The organism is Streptomyces sp. NBC_01264 (genome assembly GCF_026340675.1).
GTDB lineage: Bacteria > Actinomycetota > Actinomycetes > Streptomycetales > Streptomycetaceae > Streptomyces.
This window is the reverse complement of the sequence record NZ_JAPEOX010000002.1, coordinates 1,060,380-1,083,130: the sequence shown is the minus strand read 5'-3', so window position 1 is coordinate 1,083,130 and position 22,751 is coordinate 1,060,380. Positions and strand designations below refer to the sequence as shown.

The 22,751-nt window shown below is 72.4% G+C and carries 22 protein-coding genes and 2 pseudogenes; 9 read left to right on the top strand and 15 right to left on the bottom strand.

Features of this window, described 5'->3' with window-relative positions; genetic code table 11:
• Nucleotides 1-8: 8 nt before the first annotated feature.
• Nucleotides 9-1,967 (top strand): potassium channel protein, encoded by a 1,959-nt coding sequence (locus OG435_RS37840; protein WP_266886441.1) that lies wholly within the window; start codon nt 9-11, stop codon nt 1,965-1,967.
• Here the strand turns inward: OG435_RS37840 and OG435_RS37835 are convergent.
• A complete protein-coding gene (locus OG435_RS37835) occupies nt 1,964-2,455 on the bottom strand; it encodes a hypothetical protein (protein WP_266884141.1) in 492 nt (163 codons plus the stop codon). The genes OG435_RS37840 and OG435_RS37835 overlap by 4 nt on opposite strands.
• Before the next feature lie 171 nt (nt 2,456-2,626).
• On the opposite strand from OG435_RS37835, the gene OG435_RS37830 reads away from it, so the two are divergent.
• From OG435_RS37830 to OG435_RS37820, 3 genes are all read left to right on the top strand, one after another.
• Nucleotides 2,627-3,058 (top strand): hypothetical protein, encoded by a 432-nt coding sequence (locus tag OG435_RS37830; protein ID WP_266884139.1) that lies wholly within the window; start codon nt 2,627-2,629, stop codon nt 3,056-3,058.
• A gap of 101 nt (nt 3,059-3,159) precedes the next feature.
• Nucleotides 3,160-4,197 (top strand): sulfite exporter TauE/SafE family protein, encoded by a 1,038-nt coding sequence (locus OG435_RS37825; protein ID WP_266884137.1) that lies wholly within the window; start codon nt 3,160-3,162, stop codon nt 4,195-4,197.
• Entirely contained in the window at nt 4,194-4,409 is a 216-nt protein-coding gene (locus tag OG435_RS37820) for a cation transporter (RefSeq protein ID WP_266884135.1), read from the top strand. The genes OG435_RS37825 and OG435_RS37820 overlap by 4 nt, the downstream gene beginning before the upstream one ends.
• Before the next feature lie 82 nt (nt 4,410-4,491).
• Here the strand turns inward: OG435_RS37820 and OG435_RS37815 are convergent, their stop codons facing one another.
• Nucleotides 4,492-5,490, bottom strand: a complete 999-nt coding sequence (locus OG435_RS37815) for an oxidoreductase (protein WP_266884133.1) — start codon at nt 5,488-5,490, stop codon at nt 4,492-4,494.
• A gap of 125 nt (nt 5,491-5,615) precedes the next feature.
• Here OG435_RS37815 and OG435_RS37810 point away from each other — a divergent pair, with 125 nt between their 5' ends.
• Together OG435_RS37810 and OG435_RS37805 are read left to right on the top strand one after the other, a co-directional pair.
• On the top strand, nt 5,616-6,230 hold the full coding sequence (locus tag OG435_RS37810; RefSeq protein WP_266884131.1) for an RraA family protein: 615 nt from the start codon (nt 5,616-5,618) through the stop codon (nt 6,228-6,230).
• A 153-nt stretch (nt 6,231-6,383) separates the two neighbouring features.
• Nucleotides 6,384-6,971: a universal stress protein gene (locus OG435_RS37805; protein ID WP_266884129.1), complete on the top strand. Its 588-nt coding sequence runs from the start codon at nt 6,384-6,386 to the stop codon at nt 6,969-6,971.
• A 65-nt stretch (nt 6,972-7,036) separates the two neighbouring features.
• Here the strand turns inward: OG435_RS37805 and OG435_RS37800 are convergent, their stop codons facing one another.
• The 12 genes and pseudogenes from OG435_RS37800 to OG435_RS37745 form a co-directional block, all read right to left on the bottom strand.
• Nucleotides 7,037-8,449: an ammonium transporter gene (locus tag OG435_RS37800; protein WP_266884127.1), complete on the bottom strand. Its 1,413-nt coding sequence runs from the start codon at nt 8,447-8,449 to the stop codon at nt 7,037-7,039.
• On the bottom strand, nt 8,446-9,819 hold the full coding sequence (locus tag OG435_RS37795) for an ammonium transporter (protein WP_266884125.1): 1,374 nt from the start codon (nt 9,817-9,819) through the stop codon (nt 8,446-8,448). Before OG435_RS37795 ends, OG435_RS37800 begins: the two co-directional genes overlap by 4 nt.
• Before the next feature lie 48 nt (nt 9,820-9,867).
• Entirely contained in the window at nt 9,868-10,854 is a 987-nt protein-coding gene (locus tag OG435_RS37790) for an urease accessory protein UreD (RefSeq protein WP_430625844.1), read from the bottom strand.
• Between the two features lie 80 nt (nt 10,855-10,934).
• A complete protein-coding gene (gene ureG / locus OG435_RS37785; protein ID WP_266884123.1) occupies nt 10,935-11,558 on the bottom strand; it encodes an urease accessory protein UreG in 624 nt (207 codons plus the stop codon).
• A gap of 55 nt (nt 11,559-11,613) precedes the next feature.
• Entirely contained in the window at nt 11,614-12,345 is a 732-nt protein-coding gene (locus OG435_RS37780; RefSeq protein ID WP_266884121.1) for an urease accessory protein UreF, read from the bottom strand.
• Nucleotides 12,342-13,501 (bottom strand): annotated as a pseudogene (locus OG435_RS37775) (urease subunit alpha); the annotation flags it as partial. The pseudogene OG435_RS37775 and the gene OG435_RS37780, both read right to left, overlap by 4 nt.
• 24 nt (nt 13,502-13,525) lie before the next feature.
• A complete protein-coding gene (locus tag OG435_RS37770) occupies nt 13,526-14,683 on the bottom strand; it encodes an IS30 family transposase (RefSeq protein WP_430625813.1) in 1,158 nt (385 codons plus the stop codon).
• 46 nt (nt 14,684-14,729) lie between these two features.
• Nucleotides 14,730-15,296 (bottom strand): annotated as a pseudogene (locus OG435_RS37765) (amidohydrolase family protein); the annotation flags it as partial.
• 2 nt (nt 15,297-15,298) lie between these two features.
• Nucleotides 15,299-15,868, bottom strand: coding sequence for an urease subunit beta (locus OG435_RS37760; RefSeq protein WP_266884114.1), 570 nt, complete (start codon nt 15,866-15,868; stop codon nt 15,299-15,301).
• A gap of 23 nt (nt 15,869-15,891) precedes the next feature.
• Nucleotides 15,892-16,761 carry a sirohydrochlorin chelatase gene (locus tag OG435_RS37755; RefSeq protein ID WP_266884112.1) on the bottom strand — a complete coding sequence of 290 codons (870 nt, stop codon included), beginning with the start codon at nt 16,759-16,761 and terminating at the stop codon, nt 15,892-15,894.
• Nucleotides 16,762-16,764: 3 nt separating this feature from the next.
• A complete protein-coding gene (locus tag OG435_RS37750) occupies nt 16,765-17,070 on the bottom strand; it encodes an urease subunit gamma (protein WP_243332378.1) in 306 nt (101 codons plus the stop codon).
• A gap of 69 nt (nt 17,071-17,139) precedes the next feature.
• Nucleotides 17,140-18,108, bottom strand: coding sequence for an urea transporter (locus tag OG435_RS37745; protein ID WP_266884108.1), 969 nt, complete (start codon nt 18,106-18,108; stop codon nt 17,140-17,142).
• 309 nt (nt 18,109-18,417) lie between these two features.
• Between OG435_RS37745 and OG435_RS37740 the strand changes: the two genes are divergently transcribed.
• Nucleotides 18,418-19,365 carry a tellurite resistance/C4-dicarboxylate transporter family protein gene (locus OG435_RS37740; RefSeq protein ID WP_266884106.1) on the top strand — a complete coding sequence of 316 codons (948 nt, stop codon included), beginning with the start codon at nt 18,418-18,420 and terminating at the stop codon, nt 19,363-19,365.
• A 52-nt stretch (nt 19,366-19,417) separates the two neighbouring features.
• Here OG435_RS37740 and OG435_RS37735 read toward each other — a convergent pair whose 3' ends face one another.
• Entirely contained in the window at nt 19,418-20,131 is a 714-nt protein-coding gene (locus OG435_RS37735) for a YoaK family protein (RefSeq protein ID WP_266884104.1), read from the bottom strand.
• 216 nt (nt 20,132-20,347) lie between these two features.
• Here OG435_RS37735 and OG435_RS37730 point away from each other — a divergent pair, with 216 nt between their 5' ends.
• Both OG435_RS37730 and OG435_RS37725 read left to right on the top strand, forming a co-directional pair.
• Entirely contained in the window at nt 20,348-21,718 is a 1,371-nt protein-coding gene (locus OG435_RS37730) for a glutamate decarboxylase (protein ID WP_266884102.1), read from the top strand.
• A 34-nt stretch (nt 21,719-21,752) separates the two neighbouring features.
• Nucleotides 21,753-22,649, top strand: a complete 897-nt coding sequence (locus OG435_RS37725; RefSeq protein ID WP_266886436.1) for a glutaminase — start codon at nt 21,753-21,755, stop codon at nt 22,647-22,649.
• Nucleotides 22,650-22,751 lie beyond the last annotated feature (102 nt).

Below are 22,751 nucleotides of genomic sequence, written 5' to 3'. Positions count from 1 at the left end.
CCGACCTGATGGTCGTGTGCGGGGACGACGGCCTCGCCCACCGACTGGCCGCGGAGCTCCGCGACGTGTACGAGGAGCGGGTGACGCTGGTCGTGCCCGCCGCCCGCGAGGTGCGCCCCGGGACGGGCCCCGTGCAGGACCGGAACCGTGTCCGGGCCGGGGCCGGTCGCGCTCTGCTGGGGCGGTTCCCGGCCGCGCGGATCCGTACGGCCGCCGGGGACCGGGCCGCCGCGGGGGAGGAGCTCGTACCGGAACTGCGGGTGCTGGAGGCTCCCGCCCCCGACGAAGTGGCCCTGACCGCCGTCGGGGTCGCCCGGGCCGCGGCGCTGGCGCTCGTCTACGAGGACGACGAGACGAACGTACGGGCCGCCCTCGTGGCCCGGCGGCTGAACCCCAGACTGCGGCTCGTCATCCGCCTCTACAACCGCAAACTCGGCCAGCACCTCGAGGAGTTGCTCGACCAGTCCGCGCTCGTCGCGGAACCCGGCATCGACCTGAGCGCGCTGGACTCCGCCACGACCGTGCTCTCCGACGCGGACACGGCCGCCCCCGCGCTCGCCGCCTCCGCCGTCGCGGGCACCAGCAAGGTGATCCAGGCCGACGGTCTGCTCCTGCGGGCGGTGGAACGCACGCCCCCAGGCCGGGGGCAGGTCGCCGACCCGGGCCTGTGCACCCTGGCCCTGCTGTCCGCCACCTCCGTCGATCCGGCCGGCGAGGACGGATCGGAGATCGGCGGGGACCGCGGTCCGCAACTGCTCCCGGACGACCGGTCCGTGGCGGCCGCGACCGGGCGCGGGATCGTCGCGCTCGAGGCGGTCTCCCACGCCACGCCCGCGCCGGACGGCCGCCGGCTCAACCAGGTCTCCCTGCCGGTCGGTTCACTGTTCTCCCGCAGGCTGCGCTGGTCGCTCGCCGGGATCGCGGCAGCCGTCGGCGCCCTTGCCGTGGCCTCCTCCCTGGTCACGGGGGACACCCCGCTGCACGCCGTCTACCTGACCCTGCTCGACGTCTTCGCGATCAACGACCCCGCGCTCGACCAGCCGCCCGAGCGCCAACTCCTGCAGATCCTGGCCGGGTTCGTCGGACTGCTCCTGCTGCCCATCCTGGTCGCGGCGGCCCTCGAAGCACTGGGCGCCTTCCGCACCGCGACGGCTCTGCGCAGGCCGCCGCGCGGGCTCTCCGGCCACGTCGTGCTGCTCGGCCTCGGCAAGATCGGTGCCCGGGTGCTCGCGCGGCTGCGGGAGCTGGGGATTCCCGTGGTGTGCGTGGAGTCCGACCCCCTGGCCCGCGGGATCGCCCTCGCGCGCCGCCTGCACGTGCCCGTCGTGGTCGGCGACGTCACCGACGAAGGGGTCCTGGAGGCGGCCCGGATCCACCGCGCCCACGCCCTGCTGGCGGTGACCAGCTCGGACACCACCAACCTGGAGGCCGCGCTCTACGCCCGCTCGGTGAAGCCCGACGTACGGGTGGTGATGCGGCTGTACGACAACGAGTTCGCCACCGCGGTCTACCGCACCCTGCGCGAGGCCCACCCGGCGGCCCTCACCCGGAGCCGCAGCGTCTCCCATCTGGCCGCGCCCGCGTTCGCCGGGGCGATGATGGGCCGCCGCGTGCTCGGCGCCATCCCGGTGGAGCGCAGGGTGCTCGTGTTCGCGGTGCTGGAGGTGGCCGGCCATCCCCTGCTGGAGGGCCGCACCATCGAGGAATCGTTCAGGCCCGGTGCCTGGCGGGTGATCGCCCTGGACACCACCGCCCCGGGCAACCGCCGCCCCGACCTCGCGACGCGGCCGGGCCACGACGACGCCCGGAAGCCCGCCCTGGTCTGGGACCTGCGCCCGGGCCACGTCCTGCGGCCGCAGGACCGCGTGGTCGTGGCCGCCACCCGGCGGGGCCTGGCGGAACTGCTCGGCCGCGCGCAGGCCCGTACGGCCGGCGCCGCGGACACCGGAGGGGGCCAGGCGGGCTAGTCCGGCTGAGCCCCGTCCGTCCAGTCGGCCTGGTCGGCCTGGTCCTGCGGCGCGGGCGGCGGCCCGGACGGGACGGGGTCGGTGCGCAGGAGGACGTGGTGCGTGCCGTGCCCGGCGGCGTCGACGTGCACCACGTGGCTGCCCACCCGCACGGTCTGGGTCCCCGCGGCGAACCAGCAGCCGGTGGGGCCCTGGGCGAACGGCAGCGGGGACCACACCTCCAGGAAGGTGCTGCCGTCGGGGTTGGTGCCCATCTCGACCAGGCGGTTGCCGTCGGGACGCAGCACTCCGACGTCGTGGCCGGGGGCGCCCACGTGGTGGTGGAAGGTGACCCGGACGCCGTCGTACGAGGTGGTTCCGGCGAACCCGCGGCTGTCCGCGTACAGGGTGTCGGTCTGGAGCCACACGACGTGTTCGGTTTCCCGGAGCGGGCCGCCGTCCCGGCTGATCCCGGTCCGCAGCCAGGCGCCGTGGGGGGGTGCGTCCATGGCGGGGCCTCAGGCCCTGTCGCCGGGGGCGCCGGTGGACGTCACCCGTGCGGTGGTGGGGGTCTCCATGGCCACACATTAACGGCGGAGCGGTCGGCGTGACGGGTGTCGGACGGGAATGCACCGCCCCGGTCCGGGAGGGCCCCGGGCGGCTGTCGTAGCATCGCGGACATGCAGCCCATACCCGCCCTTCGCCGCGCCTCGGCCGCCGCCGCGGGCGTGGTGGCGGTGGTGCTGCTCGTGTGCGGCGGGCTGTTCACGCATCCCGATGGCGCGCGGCACCCGGCCGGAGCGCCCGCCATGGCCGGGATGGCAGGCATGCCCGGGATGACCGGGATCGGCGGGACCCCGGAGCACGCCGCCCACGCGGGCGCGGTCACGGGCACGGGTACCGACGGGGGCTGCTCCGCCTCGGGGCAGGACTGCCCGCTGGCCTCGGCGTACGCGCCCACGGTGCAGGCCGGTCCGGCAGGAGATCTCGCCGGTTCCGCCATATGGGGGACCGCGTCGGTGGCTCACGGCCGCACGGGCCCCGCGCCGCCCCCGGAGTGCTCCCGTCCGAGAGCGCCCGACCTCGACTCCCTCTGCGTCGAACGGACCTGACCGGTCCCGCACCCGTACCCGCCCGCACGCCGGACGGCCGGGGTGCTTCGCCGTGTCCTGATCCACTGCCGCACCTGCGACGTACAGGGAGTCCCTTCCCCATGGCTTCATCCACCGCGTTGTTCGTCACCGGTCTCTCCACCGGTCTGTTCGCCGGCGGCGCCTCCTGCGCCGCCGTCCAGGGAGGTCTGCTCGCCGGGGCCGTCGGCCGCCGGTCCACCGAGTGGCCCGAGGAGAGGTGGCGGCGCAGCGGCCTCTTCGCCCCCGTCGGGGCCTTCCTCGGCGCCAAGCTCCTGTCCCACACCCTCCTCGGCGCCGCCCTCGGCCTGATCGGAGCCGCGGTCCAGCCCGGTCCGCGCACCCGGGCCGTGCTGATGCTGTGCGCGGGCGTACTGATGGTCCTGTTCGCCCTCGACATGTTCGGAGTGCGTGCGGTACGCCGCTTCGTGCCGCGCACGCCCGCCTCCTGGGGCCGGCGGGTCCGCCGGTCGGCCCGTCGCACGGCCGTCACCACACCGGCCGTACTCGGCTTCCTGACCGTGCTGATCCCCTGCGGGGTGACCCTGAGCGTCGAGCTCCTCGCCGTCACGTCCGGCGGCCCGCTCGCGGGAGCGGCCGTCATGGCCGGCTTCGTCCTGGGGACCGGCCCGCTCTTCGCCGCCCTCGGCTTCTTCCTGCGCTCCGCCGCCCGGCTGTGGCAGGGGCGGCTGACCCTGGCGACCGCCGTCGTCGTGCTGCTCGTCGCGGTGTGGACGCTCGGCAGCGGGCTGCGGCTCGGCGGCTGGTGGCCCGCCGGGGCCCCGGCGGCGGTCGCCGCCGAGGTGGCGGCCGAGACGGTGGTGCTCCACCCGGACGGCACGCAGACGGTGACCATCCGGGCCCTTACGAACGCGTACGCCCCGGCCGCCGTCACGGCGAAGGCCGGTGTCCCCACCACCCTGGTCGTCGCCACGCGGGGGACGGGGGGCTGCGTCCGCGCCTTCGTCATCCCCGACCTCGGCGTCCAGAAGATCCTCCCCACGACCGGGACCACCGGCATCGACCTGGGCGCCCGGCAGCCGGGCACGCTGGAGTACAGCTGCGGCATGGGCATGTACGGCGGCCGGATCACCTTCGAGAGCCAGGAGGGCGCCTCGTGAAGGAGCGCATGGAGTTCACCGTGACCGGCATGCACTGCAACAGCTGCGGCCTGCTGATCGACGACGAGGTGGAGGAGCTGGCGGGAGTGGTCGCCAGCGCGACGAGCCTGCGGACGGGCCGGACCGTGGTCGATACGGACCGGCCCGTCGACCCGGCCGCCGTCATCGCGGCGATCGCCTCCGCGGGATACCCGGCGGAGCACACGCGGTAGCCCGGACGGGCCGGGGCCCGGGCCCGTCCGGGCCCCGGCCCGGGCCTGCGGGCCCAGGGCATCGGGCTCAGGGCTCCGGGTCTCAGCCGGCCTCGGACGCGAGCAGCGCGAGCAGTTCGCGTTCGCGTTCGCGGCCGAGGCCCGCGCGCCTGGTCCGGTCCAGGCCCTGCGCGCGCTCCCAGCCCAGGGTGTCGGCCAGCAGCTCGGCCCGGGGACGGTGGCGCAGGCCCGCCGCGCGGGCCGCCGCACCGCTCCGCGACGCCCAGCCCTCCCAGCCCTTCTCCACCACCCACATCGGCAGCGAACCGGGCCCCATGTACTCGGCCACGCCGTGGGCGAGCAGCCATGCGGAGTCGGCGGGGACCACCGGACCGGTGTGGCCCCCCGCCGCGCGGGACAGTTCGATCCACCGCGCGAGCGGAAGCACCGGGCCGACCGCGTTGTAGGTGCCGGTGGTGCCGTTCGCCGCGCAGTCGAGGAGCCAGTGGGCGAGGTCCCGTACGTCGACGGCCTGGGTGGCGAGGTCCGGTTCGTCGGGGACCAGCATCGGCCCCACCGGATCGGCCGCGGCGCGGGCAGCCCAGTAGCCGGTGCGGTCGCTGTGATCGCCCGGGCCGCCGATCAGGCCGGCCCGGGCGATCAGGAGCCGGTCGCCGACGGCGGCCGTGGAGGCCTGCTCGCAGGCGACCTTGGCCTCGCCGTACACCGAACGGTCGGCCTCGTCCGCGTCGACAGGGGCCAGGAGGGCCGCGGACTCGTCGGCATCGACCTCGGCGTGGGAGGCGTAGGCGCTGACGGAGGATATGTAGGTCCAGTGCCCGGTCCGGCCGGCGAGCGCGGTCAGTGCCCCGCGTACGAACCCCGGCTGCCAGGACACCTCGAAGACCGCATCCCATGTACGGTCCAGGAGGGGTCCGTACGCCGAAGGAGCGCGCCGGTCGGCCGACACCAGTCTCGCCCCGTCCGTGACGCCGCCGCTCTCGCCGCGCGCCAGGCACGTCACCCGGTGGCCCCGCTCGATCGCCTGCCGCGACAACTCCCGGCCCAGCCATGCCGTTCCGCCCAGAACAAGAATTTCCATCGCGCCAGCCAACCACCCCTCGCGCCGGATGCCGAGGCGGCTTCGCCCACAGCGGAGGCCGGTTCGCCGACAGCGGAGGCGCCCGTCCTACGATCTCGGTGCCGGCACCGAGAGCAAGGACTGACATGGACAACGGTTTCAAGGGCGTCCCGCCCACCACCCTCGCCGACCTCCTGGGCCGCGAGCAGGTCATGGACATCGGCATCCGCCCGCTGTGGGACGCGCCGCGCGTCGCGGGACCCGCGTACACGGTGCGGTGCGAGCCCGGGGACAACCTGATGCTGCACGCGGCCATCTACCGCGCCGAGCCCGGTTCGGTCATCGTCGTGGAATCGGGTGACCTGGACCACGCGCTCGCCGGCGGCAACGTGTGCGCCGTCGCCCAACGCCGGGGCATCGCCGCGTTCGTGCTCGACGGACTCCTGCGGGATCTCGGGGAGGTGCGCGAAGCGGGCTTCCCCGTCTTCGCCCGCGGGGTCGTCCCCGTCCCGGGGGCCAAGAAGAAGCTCGGCTCGCTCGGCGGGCCGGTCCGGGTCGGCGGAGTGACGGTGCACCCCGGTGACATCGTGGTCGCCGACGAGGAGGGCGTCGTGGTCACCCCGGCCGCCCGGCAGGACGAGATCCTGCGGGCCGCCCTGGCCAAGCTGGCCAAGGAGGCGGGGGAGTCCCTGGACGCCTGGGAGGAGCAGCACCGCGCGCGCATCGAGGAGGCGCTCCGCGGCCTCGGCTTCACCGGCTGACCGCACGGGCGCCGGGCCCCCGCGTCAGGGACCCGTCAGGGCTTTCGCGCCCCGCGTCAGGGGTCCGTCAGGAGTCCGTGAGGGGGAGGGCCGAAGGCCCCTTCGCCGCCGTTCCATGGAGCGGACGGATCGGCGGACGGGGAGGACGGCACAGTGCGGGGACGGGTCGTGGTGGGGGTGTACGGATCCCTCGGGAGCCTGACGGCATTGCACGCGGCGCACGCCGAGGCGCGGGCGCGGGAGGCGGAACTGTGGGCCGTACTGGCCTGGCAGCCGCCGCTCGGCGGACCGGGTGCCCGGCGCGGCGGGGGAGGGCCCCCGCTGCTCACCGCCTCGCGGGACGCGGCGGTCGAGCGGTTGCGGGAGGTGCTCGACACCGCCTTCGGCGGCTCTCCGGCGGGCGTGACCCTGGTCGGGCTGGCGGTACGGGGCACCCCGGGCGCGGCCCTGGTGGGCGCCGTCCGCGCCTCCAACGACCGCGCCTCCAACGACCGCGGCTCCGACGACCGCGCCTCCGGCGACCGCGGCCCCGGCGACCTGCTCGTGGTCGGTACGGGACCGCGCGGCCCGCTGCTGCGCGCGCTGCGGCCCTCGGTGTCCCGGTACTGCCTGAGGCACGCACCCTGTCCCGTACTGGCGGTGCCGCCCGGCCCCTTGCGGGCCGACCTGAACGCCGTTCGCCGCCGCATCGTGTGGCGGCGGCCCCTGGACGCGGGGGAGCTGGTCCGGCGGGCGGCATGACCCGGCCCCGGCCCCGGCCGTGTCGCCAGGCGGGGTCCGGGGCCGGGGCCCGGGTGCGGCCGGGTTCAGCCGCGGTCGTCGCCGCCCTGCCGGTCTCCGCCGCCCGTCGGGGCGGTCAGCAGGACCTCGCGCAGCCGGGCGACCAGGGCGGAGGCGCTCTCCGGCTCCTCGCCGATCCCCTCGGCGCGGGAGTCGCCGATCGACAGTTCCTCGAGGTTGTCGGAGAGGGCGTCGGCGTAGGCCTGCTCCTTCTCCACCATTCCGCCGGGCTGGCGCAACCCGATGGTGACCTCGATGGCCTTGCCGATCAGTGCGGTCATCACGAACGAGAACAGGCCGAGCACCACCGTGGCGGTGAGCTGCTTGCTCAGCAGGTCCCAGGAGCCGCCGTAGAAGAGGCCCTTGTGGCCCGTCAGGGTCCCGGTCGCGCAGAGGCCGGCCATGACCATCCCGACGATGCCGCCCCAGCCGTGGATGCCCACCACGTCCAGGGTGTCGTCCACGCCCAGCCGGTACTTCCAGCTGATCGCGAACGCGCAGGTCAGCCCGGCGAGGAAGCCGATGACGGTGGCCCATACCGGGCTCACCCCGCCGGCCAGCAGGGTCATGGCGACCAGTCCCGTGACGGCGCCCATGCACATGTCGAGCAGGCCGACCTGCCGGGTGCGCCACCAACTGGTCACCGCCCAGCCGGCCATCGCGGCGCCCGCCGCGAGCTGGCTGTTGAGGAAGGCCATCGCCGCGCCGCCCGGAGTCTCCAGGGAGGAGCCGGTGTTGAAGCCGAACCAGCCGAACCACATGAGCGAGAGGCCGATGACCACGAGCGGCAGGTTGTGCGGCCGGATGCCCTGGCGGTCGAAGTCCGCCCGCTTGCCCGCGACGATCGCGAGGGCGAGTCCGGCGGCCCCCGATCCGATCTCCACGACCGTGCCGCCGGAGAAGTCGACGGCGCCGAGCTGCTTGGCGACCCAGCCGGCCGGGTCGAACACCCAGTGGGCCATGGGGATGTAGACCAGCAGGGTCCACGCGATGACGAAGGCGATCCAGCCGCCCATCTTCGCGCGGCCCGCGATGGAACCGGCGATCAGCGCCACGGTGACGACCGCGAAGGACAGGTGGAACACCACGAAGGTGACCGTGGGCACGGAGCCGGTCAGCGAGCGGTTGGCGATCCCGCGCAGGAAGGCGTGGTCGAGCGTGCCGATGACCCCGAGCCCGCCGGCGTCCGGGCCGAAGGCCAGGGAGTATCCGATCGCGAACCAGAGGACGGTGACGATCACCATGCAGAAGAAGATCATCTTCAGCATGGCGACGATCTGGCCCGTGCGGACCATGCCGCCGTAGAAGAAGGCCACCCCGTGAGCCATCAGCAGCACCAGGGCCGTGGCCATCATCAGCCAGGACGCGTTGCCGGAGTCGGCGACGGCGGGTGCGGCGGAGACCGCCGAGAGGGTTGCGGCAATCGTGTGCGCGGTCACTTGTCACGCTCTCGTCGGTCCAGTACGGATACGATCTCGGCGAGCAGCGCGGCGTCCTGCTGCTCCGCCGCGGCCTTGGAGGCGCCCACCGCGGCGGGTTCGCGGGGCGCGGCCCCGGCTCCGCCGATCCGGTCGCGGATCTCGTCCAGGGTCGCGTTGTCGTAGGCGACCTCCTCCTCCCGGCCGGGTACGTTCTCGTACTCCTCCGAGGTGCGGAAGCCGACGGCCTTGTCGATCACCTTGGCGATGAGCCAGGTCATCGCGAAGGTGAAGCACCCCACCGCCAGGACGCCGACGGCCTGACGCCAGAGCTGGTCCAGGCCGCCCCCGTAGAAGAGGCCCTTCTTGCCGCTCATCGCGGCCGTCGCGAAGAAGCCGATGGAGAGGACGCCGACGATGCCGCCCCAGCCGTGCACGCCGACCACGTCGAGGGTGTCGTCGACGCCGATCTTGAACTTCATGTTGATGGCGAAGCAGCAGACCACACCGGCGGTGAACCCGATGATCAGCGCGCCGACCGGGGAGACCTCGCCGCAGGCCGGGGTGATGGCCACCATGCCGGCGACCGCCGCCGAGGCCACGCCCAGCATCTCCACGTGACCCAGGCGCCACTTCTCGATGATCGGCCAGCCGATCATCGCGCCCGCGGCGGCCAGTTGGGTGTTGAAGAAGGTGGTCGGGGCGCTGCCCTCGACCTGGAGCGCGGAGCCCGCGTTGAAACCGAACCAGCCGAACCACAGCAGCGCCAGACCGATGACGACCAGGGGCAGGTTGTGGGGGCGGATCGTCTCGCGCTCGAAGTCCTTGCGCTTGCGCAGCACGATGGCCACCGCGAGCCCCGAGGCGCCCGAGCTGAGCTCGACCGGCAGGCCGCCGGCGTAGTCGAGCGCGCCCAGGGACTTGTTGATCCAGCCGTCGGGGGCGAACACCCAGTGCGCGGTGGGCACGTAGACCAGCATGGTCCAGGCGACGACGAAGACCAGCCACCCCTTCATGGTGGCGCGGCCCGCGATCGAGCCGCTGATCAGCGCCACCGTGATGATCGCGAAGGACATCTGGAAACAGGCGAAGATCACGGTCGGGATGGATCCGTGCAGGGAGTCCATTCCGATGCCGCGGAAGAAGGCGTGGTCGAGATTGCCGATCATGCCGCCGCCGGAGTCCTTGCCGAAGGCGAGGGAGTAACCGACCGCGACCCACAGGATGGTCACCAGCGACAGGCAGGCGAAGCTCATCTTGAGCATCACGAGCACGTGCTTGGTTTGGACCATGCCCCCGTAGAAGAAGGCGAGGCCGGGGGTCATCAGCAGCACCATGGCGGTGCTCGCCATCATCCAGGCGGTATTACCCGTATCGTAGCCACTGGGCATCTGGTGGAGCTCTCTCTGGTCGTGAACAGGCTTGAGGGAGTGAGGAGTTCAGGTCTTGCGCAGGTCCGGGGCGGGTACGCCGATCAGCCTGCGCCGCACCGCGTCCCAGGCGGCCCCGAGCGCCCGGGTCACGGCCTCGGTGTGCTCCCCGAGCACCCGCACCCAGGCCCCGCAGTCCTGCGGCAGCACGCTGACCCCGTACGCGAGCCCGCGCCCGGCCAGGATCGCGTCCAGCAGGTCGGCGAGCTCGCGGGCGGGGGCGAGCGGGCTGACCGCGAAGAAGCAGGCCATCACCGAATGACCGGCCAGTACGGCAGGCCCGTCAACGGAGCCGGAGCCGGAGCGGCCGCCGGTCCCGCCCGGCTCCAGCCGTACGGTGTCCAGTGCCACCAACTCGCCGTCCGGTCGGCGCAGTTCGAAGTCGGAGGCGAAGACCTGGTAGGCGTTGCGCTCCCCGCGCGCGAGCCGGCCGGACAGGACGGTCTCGCTCGCCAGGACGGTGGCCGTGGGGTCGGCGGTGATCACCGTGCGCTGGTAGAAGCGGGAGTCGACGTAGGGGATGACCGGGTCCGGCAGGTATTCGACGTACGCGTCCGGGCCGGCGGTCAGGAAGGTCTGGGCGACGGCGTAGTCGTGCTCCATCCGGTAGACCTTGGTGGCCGCCTGCGTGGTGACGTGCGCCGCGGTGCCGGGGCCGAAGGACAGATCGGTGCGCAGCCGGTCGGCCTGGATGACCCCGCCGCCCGTGGACATCAGGAAGGTGACGGGCAGGTCGGGGCGGTACGGGTCGAAGTAGAGCGGCCGCATGATCTGGAGCGGGGACTTCTGGTAGTGCCGCACCAGCTCCGTCCGGCCGCCGACCCGCTCGAAGGCCAGTTCCAGCAGGCCGACCTTGCCGGGGCGCCCGACAGCGAGGGTGTCGGGCACCGAGGAGTGCCGGAGCACTTCGTGCGGGATGCGCGGGGGTTCGTAGTGCGCGGGATCCAGCCGGACGCGGGGCGGCGAGGGAGCGGCCGGCCGGGGGGCGGCCGGCAGGCGGCCTGCCGGAACGGGGCCTGCCGGGACGGGGCCCGTCGGGACGGGGCCCGTCGGGAGGGGGGCGGCCGCCACGAGGGTCACGCCGGGACCCGGCGGAAGGTGTCGATGAAGTTGGCCACGTCCTCCAGGCCCTGCCCGGTCAGGCAGTTGGTCAGGACCACGGGGCGGCCCTCGCGCACGCGGTGCGCGTCGGACTCCATGACGCCGATGTCGCAGCGGACGTACTGGGCGATGTCGATCTTGTTGATCACGAGCATGTCGGACTCGGTGATGCCCGGACCGCGCTTGCGGGGCATCTTCTCGCCCTCGGCGGTGTCCAGGACGAAGAGGAAGAGGTCGACCAGGACCGGGCTGAAGGTGAGGGTGAGGTTGTCGCCGCCCGACTCGTAGAGCAGGGTGTCGACATCGGGGAACCGCTCCAGCATCTCCGCGCCCGCGGCCAGGTTCATCGTCGGGTCGTCGCGCACGGCGGTGTGCGGGCAGGCGCCGGTCTCCACGCCCACGACGCGCTCGGGATCGAGCACGCCGGCCAGGGTGCGGCGGACCTGGCGGGCGTCCTCCTGGGTGTAGATGTCGTTCGTGATCACGGCGGGCCGGTGGCCGCGCGCGATGAGCACGGGCACCAGGGCCTCGATCAGTGCCGTCTTGCCGGAACCGACGGGGCCGCCGATGCCGACGCGCAGGACGTGGTCCTCGGTCATCAAAATCACACACCTCAAGTAGAAGACGGCTTGATAAGAGGGAGAGGCGGGAGGCCTAGGTCGCGAACAGCCGGGCCTCCGCCCGCTCGTGACGGCCCGACATCACGTCGGCCATCGGAACGCACCCGCCGAGATCGGCGAGTTCGCGGCGCAGGGCCGCCCCCGCCACCTCCTCGATGACGGGTGCGATCCCGCGCAGGATCACCTGGGCCTTGCGGTGATCCGTGAGCCGCAGCCGCAGTGCGGCCCCGGTGAAACTGGCCGAGTAGGCGAACAGGTCGCTGACCACGGCCTGTTCGGCCGGGACTCCCGCGGCCGCGTACGCGACCCCGGCGGCCACGGCCTGCGAGCCGGGAGCCCGCCTGTCGGCCACGAGTTCCGCGTACCGCTCCAGGGGCTCCCCGCCCACGCATTCGCGGGCCATGTCCAGCAGCTGGCGGCCGGTACGGGTGGCGGCGCGGCGCAGCCCCCCGTTCAGCTTGGCCGCGTTCAGCCGCCGGTCCGTCTCGGCCAGGGCCTCCCAGTCACCGGCCAGCGCGGCCCGGTGGGCCAGCGCCAGCGCGGTGGCGTCGGAGGGCCCCACCGCGTACCGCAGCAGGTCGGCCAGGAGTACCGGTACGCCCTCCGGGGTCACGGCCTTGGCCTGGGCGTAGCCCTCCAGGCCGTGGGAGAGGGTGTAGAAGCCGCTGGGGAAGGCCGAGTCGGTGAGCTGGAGGCTCACCCGCAGGGCCTGTACCGGGTTCACGGCCGCGGGGCCGGCCACGGCGGAGTTGGCGGCAGTGCTCATGCCAGGTAGAACAGGTGGTTCAGGGGCAGTTCGCGGGCCGGCTCGATGGTGGCCGGTACCCCGTCGAGGGTGACCTTGTAGGTCTCCGGGTCGACGGTGATGACCGGGAGGGCGTCGTTGCGGACCATGTGCTGCTTGCCGACGGCGCGGCAGTGCCTCACCGGCAGGACCTTGCTGTCCAGGCCCAGCTTCTGCGGCACGCCGAGCTCGATCGCGGCCTGCGACATGAAGGAGACCCGGGTGGCCTGTTTGGCCTTGCCGTACGCGCCGAACATAGGGCGGTAGTAGACCGGTTGCGGGGTCGGCAGCGAGGCGTTCGGGTCGCCCATGAGCGCCCAGTTGATCAGTCCGCCCTTGATGACCATCTTCGGCTTGGCGGCGAAGGAGCCGATCGGCCACAGCACGACGTCGGCGAGCTTGCCCGTCTCCAGGGAGCCGATGTGCTCGGCGGTGCCCGTGGCGATCGCCGGGTTGATCGTGATCTTCGCGAGGTAGCGCAGCGCGCGGAAGTTGTCGTTGCGCTCGGTGTCGCCGTCGAGCTTGCCGCGCTGGTCCTTGCAGTGGTGCGCGGTCTGGAAGGCGCGGGTCCAGGACTCGCCGATGCGGCCCATGGCCTGGGAGTCGGAGGAGAAGATCGAGATGCCCCCCCGTCGTGCAGCACGGTCTCGGCGGCGATCGTCTCGGCGCGCACGCGCGAGTCGGCGAAGGAGACGTCCTCCGGGATGTCGTGCGACAGGTGGTGACAGACCATCACCATGTCGAGGAGCTCGTCGACCGAGTTCACCGTGTACGGGAGCGTCGGGTTGGTCGAGGACGGCAGGACGTTGGGCTCGCCGGCCACCCGCATGATGTCGGGGGCGTGGCCGCCGCCCGCGCCCTCGGTGTGGAAGGTGTGGATGGTGCGCCCGTCGATGGCCGAGCGGGTGTCCTCGAAGAAGCCGGACTCGTTCAGGGTGTCCGTGTGCACCGCGACCTGTACGTCGTAGGCGTCGGCCACGTCCAGGGCCTTGCTCAGCGCGGCCGGGGTGGTGCCCCAGTCCTCGTGCACCTTCAGTCCGCAGACGCCCGCCTCGACCTGCTCGATCAGGGCTTCCGGCAGCGAGCCGTTGCCCTTGCCGAGCAGGCCGACGTTGACCGGCAGGTCCTCGGACGCCTGGCGGTTTCCACTGATCGTTGCGACTCAGCAGTAGGCGAGTTCTCTTGACCAGCGTCTCATGGCCTCGGCCGGTGTTCGGTCTCCGAGGACCAGACGGGGGCGCTCGTTGAGCTCACGTTCGACTTGCGCGAGGTCGCGGGCGGTGTAGTGGTAGAGGTTCGTGCCTTTCGGGAAGTACTCGCGGCGCAGTCCGTTTGTGTTCTCGTTGGTGCCTCGCTGCCAGGGCGAGTGGGGGTCGCAGAAGTAGATCCGGAATCCGGTGAGGTCCTCTATTTCCTCATGGTGGTAGAGCTCTTGGCCCTGGTCCCAGGTGAGCGTGCGCCGCAGCGAGGCGGGCCAGGCGGCGGTCTGGGCGACGAGCGCGTCGCGGACCTGCGGAGCTTTCCAGCCTTGGGGCAGGTGGATGAGCCGGACGTAGCGGGTGGCACGGTCGACCAGGGTGCCGATCGCGGAGGCCTGTGCCTTTCCGACGATGAGGTCGCCCTCCCAGTGCCCTGCTCGTTGTCTGGCCTCTGCCTCGCGGGGGCGGGTGTGGACCGGCCGCATGTTCGGGATGGCGTTCTTGGACGGTATGCCGCGGCGCTGCTTCTTGCGGCGGGAGCGCCGGGTCCTCAGCCGGGCGGTGCGCTTGTCCAGGAGTCCGCGGTAGAGGGCGCGGTAGATGGTCTCCGGGCAGGCGTTCATGTCGGTCTGGCCAGGATGGGTGCGGGCGAGGTGACGGGTGATCTGCTGCGGTGACCAGCGCTGCCCCAGCTTGTCGTTGACGAAGGCACGCAGTTCGTTGCTGGTCTGGAACTTCTCCTCTTTGGGGCGGCGTCGGCGCAGGATGGCCTGGTTGTGCGACCACCACGGGGAGTAGGCACCACCGGGGCAGCGGCCTCGGGAGATCTCCCGGTAGACGGTGGAGCGGTGCTTGCCGATCTCCTGGCTGATCTGCCCGGGAGTACGGCCGGCGAGCAGTCCTTCTGCGATCGCGATGCGGTCGTTTTGGGTGAGGTAGCGGTCGTCGATGGGCACATCGGGCAGGAGCATGCGTCCAGCCTTGATGAACCACAGCGAGCCAGCGCTGGTGGATACGCCCACCTGGCGGGCAGCGGCAGCCCCTTTCAGGCCACCTCTACGCAGTTCGAAGTACCTCTTCGGCACAGACAGCGGCAAACGGTTCGGCGGATGCCTCTGCATAGGACCGGCTCCTTTCAGGAGTCGCGACCACCGATGGAAACCGCCCCTGGTACATCCGGCCGATGTTCCACGGGCCGGGGGTGCACGTGGTGCCGTTGGTGCCGTCGGAGGGGCCGGTGCCGCCGCCGATGAGGGTGGTGATGCCGTTGGACAGGCCGTGCTCGGCCTGCTGCGGGGCGATGAAGTGGATGTGGCTGTCGATGCCGCCGGCCGTGGCGATCATGTGCTCGCCGGAGATGACCTCGGTGCCGGGCCCGATGACCAGCTTGGGGTGGACGCCCGACTGGGTGTGCGGGTTGCCGGACTTGCCGAGACCCGCGATGAACCCGTCCTTGATGCCGAGGTCGCCCTTGACCACACCCAGGATCGCGTCCATGACCACCACGTTGGTGATGACCAGGTCCAGCGCCCCCTGGAGGTTGGTGGCCTGCGGGTCCTGCGCCATGCCGTCGCGGATGCCCTTGCCACCGCCGTAGACGGCCTCGTCGCCGTAGTGGCCCTCGTTGTGGTCCTTCTCGACCTCGATGACCAGGTTGGTGTCCGCCAGGTGGAAGCGGTCTCCGACGGTCGGCCCGAACAGGTCGGTGTACTGCTTGCGGCTCAGGACAGCCATCGCTACTTGTCGCCCTTCTTGGAGGTCTTGGCCTTCTTGGCGGCCGCGGTCTTGGCCGGTGCCTTGGCGGCGGGCTTGGCGGCCGGCTTGGCAGCGGGCTTGGAGGCGGGCTTGGAGGCCGTCTTCGACGCGGGCTTCTTCGGGGCCTCCACGGCCGACGCGGCGGCCTGCGCGGCCGCGGCCTGCTGGGCGGACTCCGCCCGGGCTCCCAGGAAGCCGAGCTCGACGGCCCGGTTCATGGCGCGGACGCGGGTGTCGGTGGAGCCGAGTCCGCCGTTGACGAGGGAGCTGAAGCCGATCAGCCGGCCGTGGCCGCTGTACGCGGTCAGTTCGACCTCGCGGGTGTCGCCCGGCTCGAAGCGGACGCCGGTGCCGGCGGGGAGGTCGAGGTGCATGCCGTAGGCGGCGTTGCGGTCGAAGTCGAGGGCTCGGTTGACCTCGAAGAAGTGGTAGTGCGAGCCGACCTGGACGGCACGGTCACCGGTGTTGGAGACGGTGACCTTGGCCTTGCGGCGGCCGGCGTTGATCTCTACGGTGCCTTCGCCGTAGAGGTATGAGACGCCACCTGACATGGTGGTACTTCCCTTCCTTCGGTTCAGTGGGGGGAATGGCCGTGCGGGTGGCCGTGACCCCGGCCGTGCGCGTGCCGGTGGCCCTCGCCGTGGCCGTGAGCGTGGGCGTGCGTGTGGTGGGCGTCCGGGTCCGCGTGGTCGTGGTCGCCGCCCGGGCCGTGGGAATGCGCGTACCCGTGCCCGTGCTCGGCGTCCAGGCCCTCGCTCACGCCGTCCTGCCCGTGGGCCAGCCGGTGCAGCGCCTCCTGCGTGCGGGCCCGTACGACCTGGGCGATCGCCGCGTCGGAGAGCAGCGGACCGGTGTCCAGGACCCCGGCCGGGAGTGCGGCGGGCGGGGCGAACGCGGCCCGCACCAGGGAGACGTGGCCCGCGCCGAGCCGGCGGCACCGCTCCGCGCCCTCCGCCAGGTCCGGGTCGCCGCCGTCGAAGGCCACCTCGACCCAGCGGTGGTGCCCGTACTGGCGCACCAGCCGGGCCACCCGGAACAGATCGGCGTCCTCGAAGGGACCCGCGGCGGGCGCGGTGACCAGAACGGCGGAGGTGCCGGGAGCCTCGCGCACCGCCTTGAGGGCGGCGGTACGGAGCCATGCGGTCAGGTGGTCGACGGTGGCGAAGGGGGGCGCCAGCACGAGCCTCCCGGGCCCCTCCTCCCGGCTCAGCCAGCGCAGGGCGCGGGCGCAGTCGGCGATCAGTCCGGGGTCGCGCCCCAGGGTCATCGGGACCACGCACACCGGCTCGGGCGAGGCGGCGAGGGCCGCACGCACCGCTTCGGACAGCGGCCGGCCGGGGTGCACACCCCCCGCGGCGGCGCCGCCCTCGTGACCGCCGGCCAGGACGACCGAGGCAGCCGACTCCGGTGCCCGGCCGGGCCGTTCGGGTGCGATGGCCGCCACCGCTCAGGCGCCGACGGGGTCGTGGCAGGAGACGAGCTTGGTGCCGTCCACGAAGGCGGCCTCGACCTGGAGCAGCGGAAGCATCTCCCGTACGCCCTTCATGACGTCGGCGGCGGAGACGATCTGCTTGCCGAGCTCCATGCATTCGGCGACGGTCCTGCCGTCACGGGCGCCTTCGAGGATGCCCTCGCTGATCAGGGCACAGGCCTCGCTGTAGTTGAGCTTGACGCCCCGGTCCCGCCGCTTGCGGGCCAGGTCGGCCACGACGTAGATCCAGAGCTTGTCCATCTCACGGGGAGCGAGATTCATCGGTCACTCACTTTCGGCTCTCAAGGTGGTTCGGGTGCTCCTGGTGCGGCGGCCCCGGCTGAGGCGGTGTCAGGTCCGTCGCAGCCGGGGGATCTGGGGGACGGCGGCGACGAAGACGACCGTGGTCAGGACGAACGGCCAGGTGAAGGTGTGGCCGCCGAAGGGGTCGAAGAAGGCGGTCATCGCGGCCGTGAGTCCGGTCGCCGCCGCGGCGCCCAGGACGGCGAACGCGAAGCTCCAGGCGGAGCGGACGAGGAAGACGCCGCACAGGGCCATCGCGACGAGCACGCTGCTGTAGCCCATGAGCCCCTGCGAGACGGCGTCGGACGGCGAACCCATCGCCCAGGCCACGAAGATGGCCGTGACGCTGCCGACGCAGGCCATGACCCCGGCGACCCGGCTGGCCACGAAGATGCCGGCGAGGAAGATCAGGCCGACGTACCACTGCGGCATGAAGAAGATCTGGCCGACGTTGGCGAAGAAGGCGCGCCACAGCTGGCCCCAGTCCAGCGCCGTGGTGCCGCTGGCGGCCGCGGGCAGCGCGGCCAGGTCGGGGCCGGTGTGCCAGACCCGGGAGAAGCTGGGCGCCGCGATGGTCATGACGCTCGCGATGATGCAGAACGGCACGGTGAAGGTGGGGATGTTCCAGGTGCCGAGGACGGTGGCCAGCGCCGAGGTGACGACCACCACGGTGATGCTGCCCCCGATCGCGAGCAGCAGCGTCGACAGGTGGTCCCACCCGAGGAAGACGGCGAACCCGAGTGACACGAGAGTGCCGTTGAAGCCGCGCAGTCCGGCCGAGACGATCTCCCGGTCGATGCCGAACGCGTAGGCGGTGCCCGTGCCGACGACCGCACCGAGGAGGCCGTAGAGGGCGTACTGCCAGCCGGCGGCGGCGAGGGCCGCCAGGAAGAAGATGCCGGTGATGGCGCTCGGCATGAAATCGACCTGGGCGACACCGCGCAGTGCTTCCTGGATGAAGCTGGCGGGTTGGGCGGGAGGAGCCTGGCGTGCGGGCTCCGTTGCCAAGGCCTGCATTTCATTCTCCCATGTGCAAAAAGAGAGGGCCCTGAAGGGCCCGTGAATCGGCGGCGCGTTGACGACGACAGTGCTCGGGAATCGTTTCAATTCCGCCTGGTTATGGGCGTGTCGGGATAACGCGGAGAATGCGGCCCTGTTGTCATAAATGTGCTGGTCATTCCCCTTCCCGCGCGCGGAAATAGGATCGGAAGATCGGATATCGAATGGCGGGGAAGGGGCTGTTCGCCGCGCCCGGAAGGGTCATCGCGGGCCCGGCGATGGCGCGTCGCGGCGGCCCGGCCCGCTGTGGTGGTGTCCCTTGGCAGGGTGCGAGTCCTTACGGGTGCCCGGTGGTGGGCCGAGCTGTCGCCGGCCGCGGGCGCGGCCGTCATGGCGGCCGGGATCATCTCGGCCGGGCTGCACCTGATCGGCCGCGACGTGCTGTCGATCGCCGCGCTGGCCGTCTCCGCCGCGCTGTGGCTGGTCCTCGCCGCGGACTTCGCCGCCCGGCTCCTGGGTGACCGCCGCCGGTTCCGTGCCGAGGCCGACACCCCGGCCGCCCTCACCGCCGTGGCCGCCACGGCCGTGCTCGGCAACCGGCTCTCCCTCCTGGGATGGCAGCCCGTGGCCCTCGGGCTGCTGGCACTGGCCGCCGCGCTCTGGCCGGGCCTGCTCGTCGCCGTGCTGCGGCACTGGGGCTACCGGATGCCCGGCGCGGCGTTCCTCGTCTGCGTGGCCACCCAGGGACTCGCCGTCCTGGCGTCCACCCTGGCCGCCCCCACCGGCCACGACTGGCTCGGCCGGGCCGCGCTGGCCGCCTTCTGCCTGGGACTGCTGCTCTACGCCGAGGCGCTCGCGCGCTTCGACTTCCGCCAGGTGGTCTCGGGCGCGGGTGACCACTGGGTGGCCGGCGGGGCGCTCTCCATCACCGCCCTGGCCGGATCCGGGCTCACGGCGTCACCGCTGTGGACGGGATGGGTGCACGCGGGGCTGCGTACCGTCACCCTGGTGACCCTGGGCCTCTCCCTGGCCTGGTACGCCGTGCTGCTCGTGGCCGAAGCGGTCCGGCCGCGACCCCGCTACGACGTCCGGCGCTGGGCGAGCGTCTTTCCGCTGGGCATGACCGCGACCGCCTGCCTCTCGGCGGCCGTCTCGAGCGGGGTGGGATGGCTGAGGCCCCTCGGTACGGTGCTGCTGTGGGTGGCGGTCGGGGCGTCGGCGCTGACCTTCGCGGCGTTCCTCGCGGAGCGCGGGAGGGTCCGGCCGCGGACGTGAGCGGGCCCCCGCCGTAAGACGTGAGCGGGCCCCCGCCGTAAGGGGCCGACCCCTACGGCCGCCGCCCGGTGCCGTCCCATCGCGGCGAGAGGGCTACGCAGGCCAGCAGGGCCACGGCCAAGGCCAGCGCCCACACGGTCCCGTGGTGAAGCGTCAGCACGCCGCCGGTGAGGGCCCCGAGGAGCAGGGCCACGACCGTCACGAGGCGGCGGAGCGGTCCCGGCCCCCACGGGTCGGCCGCCAGTCCGGTCAGGGCCCTGGTGACGACGGTGGTGGTGAGATCGGGTACGGCGAGCCGGTGCACGACGGCGTTCTGCAGACCCATGCCGAGGGCGAGCAGGGCGATGACACCCGGCGGCCAGGCGTCGAACGCGGTGAGGGCGAGCGCCCCGCCCACCAGCACGGTCTGCACCGCCACCAGCGGCGCGAACATCACGGCCGCCCCGGTGCTCCGCCGCAGCCGCCCGGCGGCCGCCGCCCCGGCCAGGAAGGCGCCGAGGGCCAGCAGGGAATCGGGGGCGGACAGGGAGCGGTCCCCGGCGATCGCGAAGCCGAGGAAGACCACGTTCCCCGTCATGTTGGCCACGAAGACGTGGTCGAGCCCCAGGTAGCTCACCGCGTCGACCACACCGCTGACGAAGGTGAGGACGATCAGCAGCGGCGGCAGCACTCCGTGCGGAGCCACCGAGCCGTCCGTCCTCGGCGGGAACAGCAGGTCGGCCAGCGGCGGCAGGATCCCGCGCCGCTTTGGGGGGCTGGAGGTCAAGGGGTGCCTCCGGTCATGGCGCGGGCCGGTCCGTGTCAGGTGGGTACGGGAACTCCGCCGGAAGCGAGGGGACCCGCACACCCCGAAAGAGAACGGCATGGAAGGGGCTTTGTCCCGCAGAAATGCTAGCGACCCCCGGCGCATGATCGAAGGAGCGACCCGCAGAGGTCCAAGAAGGCCCAGCCCTCGAATCGGGATTCCAGGTAAGGAACTTCCATGTCGGACTCATCCACCAGTGCCCCTGAGGGCGCCCTGCGATTCAGTGACGTCTATGCGGGTGAATTCGCCCGGCGCGCCCTGCCCGAACACCGGATTCCCGACGAACCGTCGGATCCGGACGCCGTGTACACCCTCATCCGCGACGAGCTCGAACTCGACGGCAACGCCGAGCAGAACCTCGCCACCTTCTGCAGCACCTGGGCCGAGCCCCAGGTCCGCAAGCTGATGGACGAGAACCTCGCCAAGAACATGATCGACAAGGCCGAGTACCCGCAGACCGCGGCCATCGAGGAGCGGTGCGTGACGATGCTCGCCGACCTGTGGCACGCGCCCGAGCCCGAATCCGCAATCGGCTGCTCCACCACCGGCTCCAGCGAGGCCTGCATGCTCGGCGGTCTCGCCCTCAAGACCCGCTGGCGCAAGGCCCGCCGGGCCGCCGGACTGCCCACCGACCGGCCGAACCTGGTCTGCGGCCCCGTCCAGGTCTGCTGGGAGAAGTTCGCCCGCTACTTCGACGTGGAGCTGCGCCAAATGGAGCTGCTGCCCGGCGCCACGGGGCTGCGTCCCGAACAGCTGCGCGCCCACGTGGACGAGAACACGATCGGCGTCGTCGCGATCCTCGGCGTCACCTTCACCTGTGACTACGAGCCCGTCGCCGAGATCGCCGCCGAACTCGACGCCATCCAGCGCGACACCGGACTGGACGTCCCCCTCCACGTGGACGCCGCCAGCGGCGGCTTCGTCGCCCCCTTCATCCAGCCGGACCTGCTCTGGGACTTCGAGATCGCACGCGTCAGCTCGATCAGCAGCTCCGGCCACAAGTACGGCCTCGCTCCCCTCGGGGTCGGCTGGATCGTCTGGCGCACCGCCGAGCTGCTCCCGCCCGAGCTGATCTTCCGGGTCGACTACCTCGGCGGGGACATGCCCACCTTCGCCCTGAACTTCTCCCGGCCCGGGGGCGAGATCATCGCCCAGTACTACCTGCTGGTCCACCTCGGTCGCGAGGGATACCGCCGGATCCAGCAGGCCGCCGCCGACACCGCCCGCTACCTGGGCGAAGAGATGGCGGCGATGGGACAGTTCCGGATCCTGTACGACGGGAAGGGAGCCCTGCCCGGAGTCTCCTACACCCTCGCCGATCCCGGGAGGAGCCCCTTCACCCTGTACGAGCTCTCCGACCGGCTGCGTCAGCGGGGCTGGCAGGTGGCCGCGTACCCGCTGCCCTGCGCCGGCGCCCCCACCGTGATCCACCGGATCCTGGTCCGCCGCGAGATCAGCCGCGACAAGGCCCACCTGCTGCTCGCCGACATCCGTCGTGCGGTCGCCGAGCTGAGCCCGGTCGGCATCCGGGCGGAGCAGGTCGCGTGATGGCCGCCTTCGAGAGCGCCCCGACTACGCGGAGATCACCCGCCGGGTGATGAGCGCGGTGGCCCCGCACATCGGTGCGGGCAAGGTGGCCGACTACATCCCCGACCTGGGAAGGGTCGACCCCCGCCAGTTCGGCTTCGCCATCGCCACGGTGGAGGGGGACTTCCACTCCGGCGGTGACGCGGACGTGCCTTTCGCGCTGGAGAGCATCTCCAAGCTCTTCTCCCTCGCCCTCGTCCTCGCGCACGACGACAAGATGATCTGGAACCGGGTCCACCGCGAACCGTCGGGGGAACCCTTCAACTCCCTGATCCAGCTCGAACTGGAACTCGGCGTCCCCCGCAACCCGTTCATCAACCCCGGAGCCATCGTCGTCACCGACCAGCTGCTCCAGTACACGGGCGACGCCTTCGAGGCCGTACGCGGGCTGCTGCGCGCCGAGACCGGGAACCCGTACCTCCACCTGGACGGGGTCACCGAGGGGTCGGAGGCCCGTACCGGGGACCGGAACAGGGCCCTCGCCTACCTGATGGCCGACTTCGACAACATGCTCGGCCCCGTCCCCGAGGTGCTGGACCACTACTTCAGGCAGTGCTCCATCATGGTCACCGCAGCCGAACTCGCCCGCGCGGGGCTGCTGTTCGCCCGGCACGGCGAGCGCGCCGACGGGACCCGGCTGATCCGCCGTGCCGAAGCCCGGCGGATCAACGCGCTCATGCTCACCTGCGGCACCTACGACGAGGCGGGCGAGTTCGCCTACCGCGTCGGGCTGCCCTGCAAGAGCGGAGTCGGAGGCGGCATCCTCGCCGTGGTCCCCGACCGGTGCGCCGCCGTCGCCTGGGGCCCCGGCCTCGACGTCAAGGGCAACTCCGTCTCCGCCACCGTCGCCTTGGAGACCTTCGCGGCCACCGGCGGCCTGTCGATCTTCTGAGGAGGACACCGTGCCGCTCACACGTCCCTCACCCCCCGTCCCGCGCCTCGGCCCGCCGCAAAGCGGGGCGGTAGCCCCCGCGCAGAAGAAGTACCTGACCGT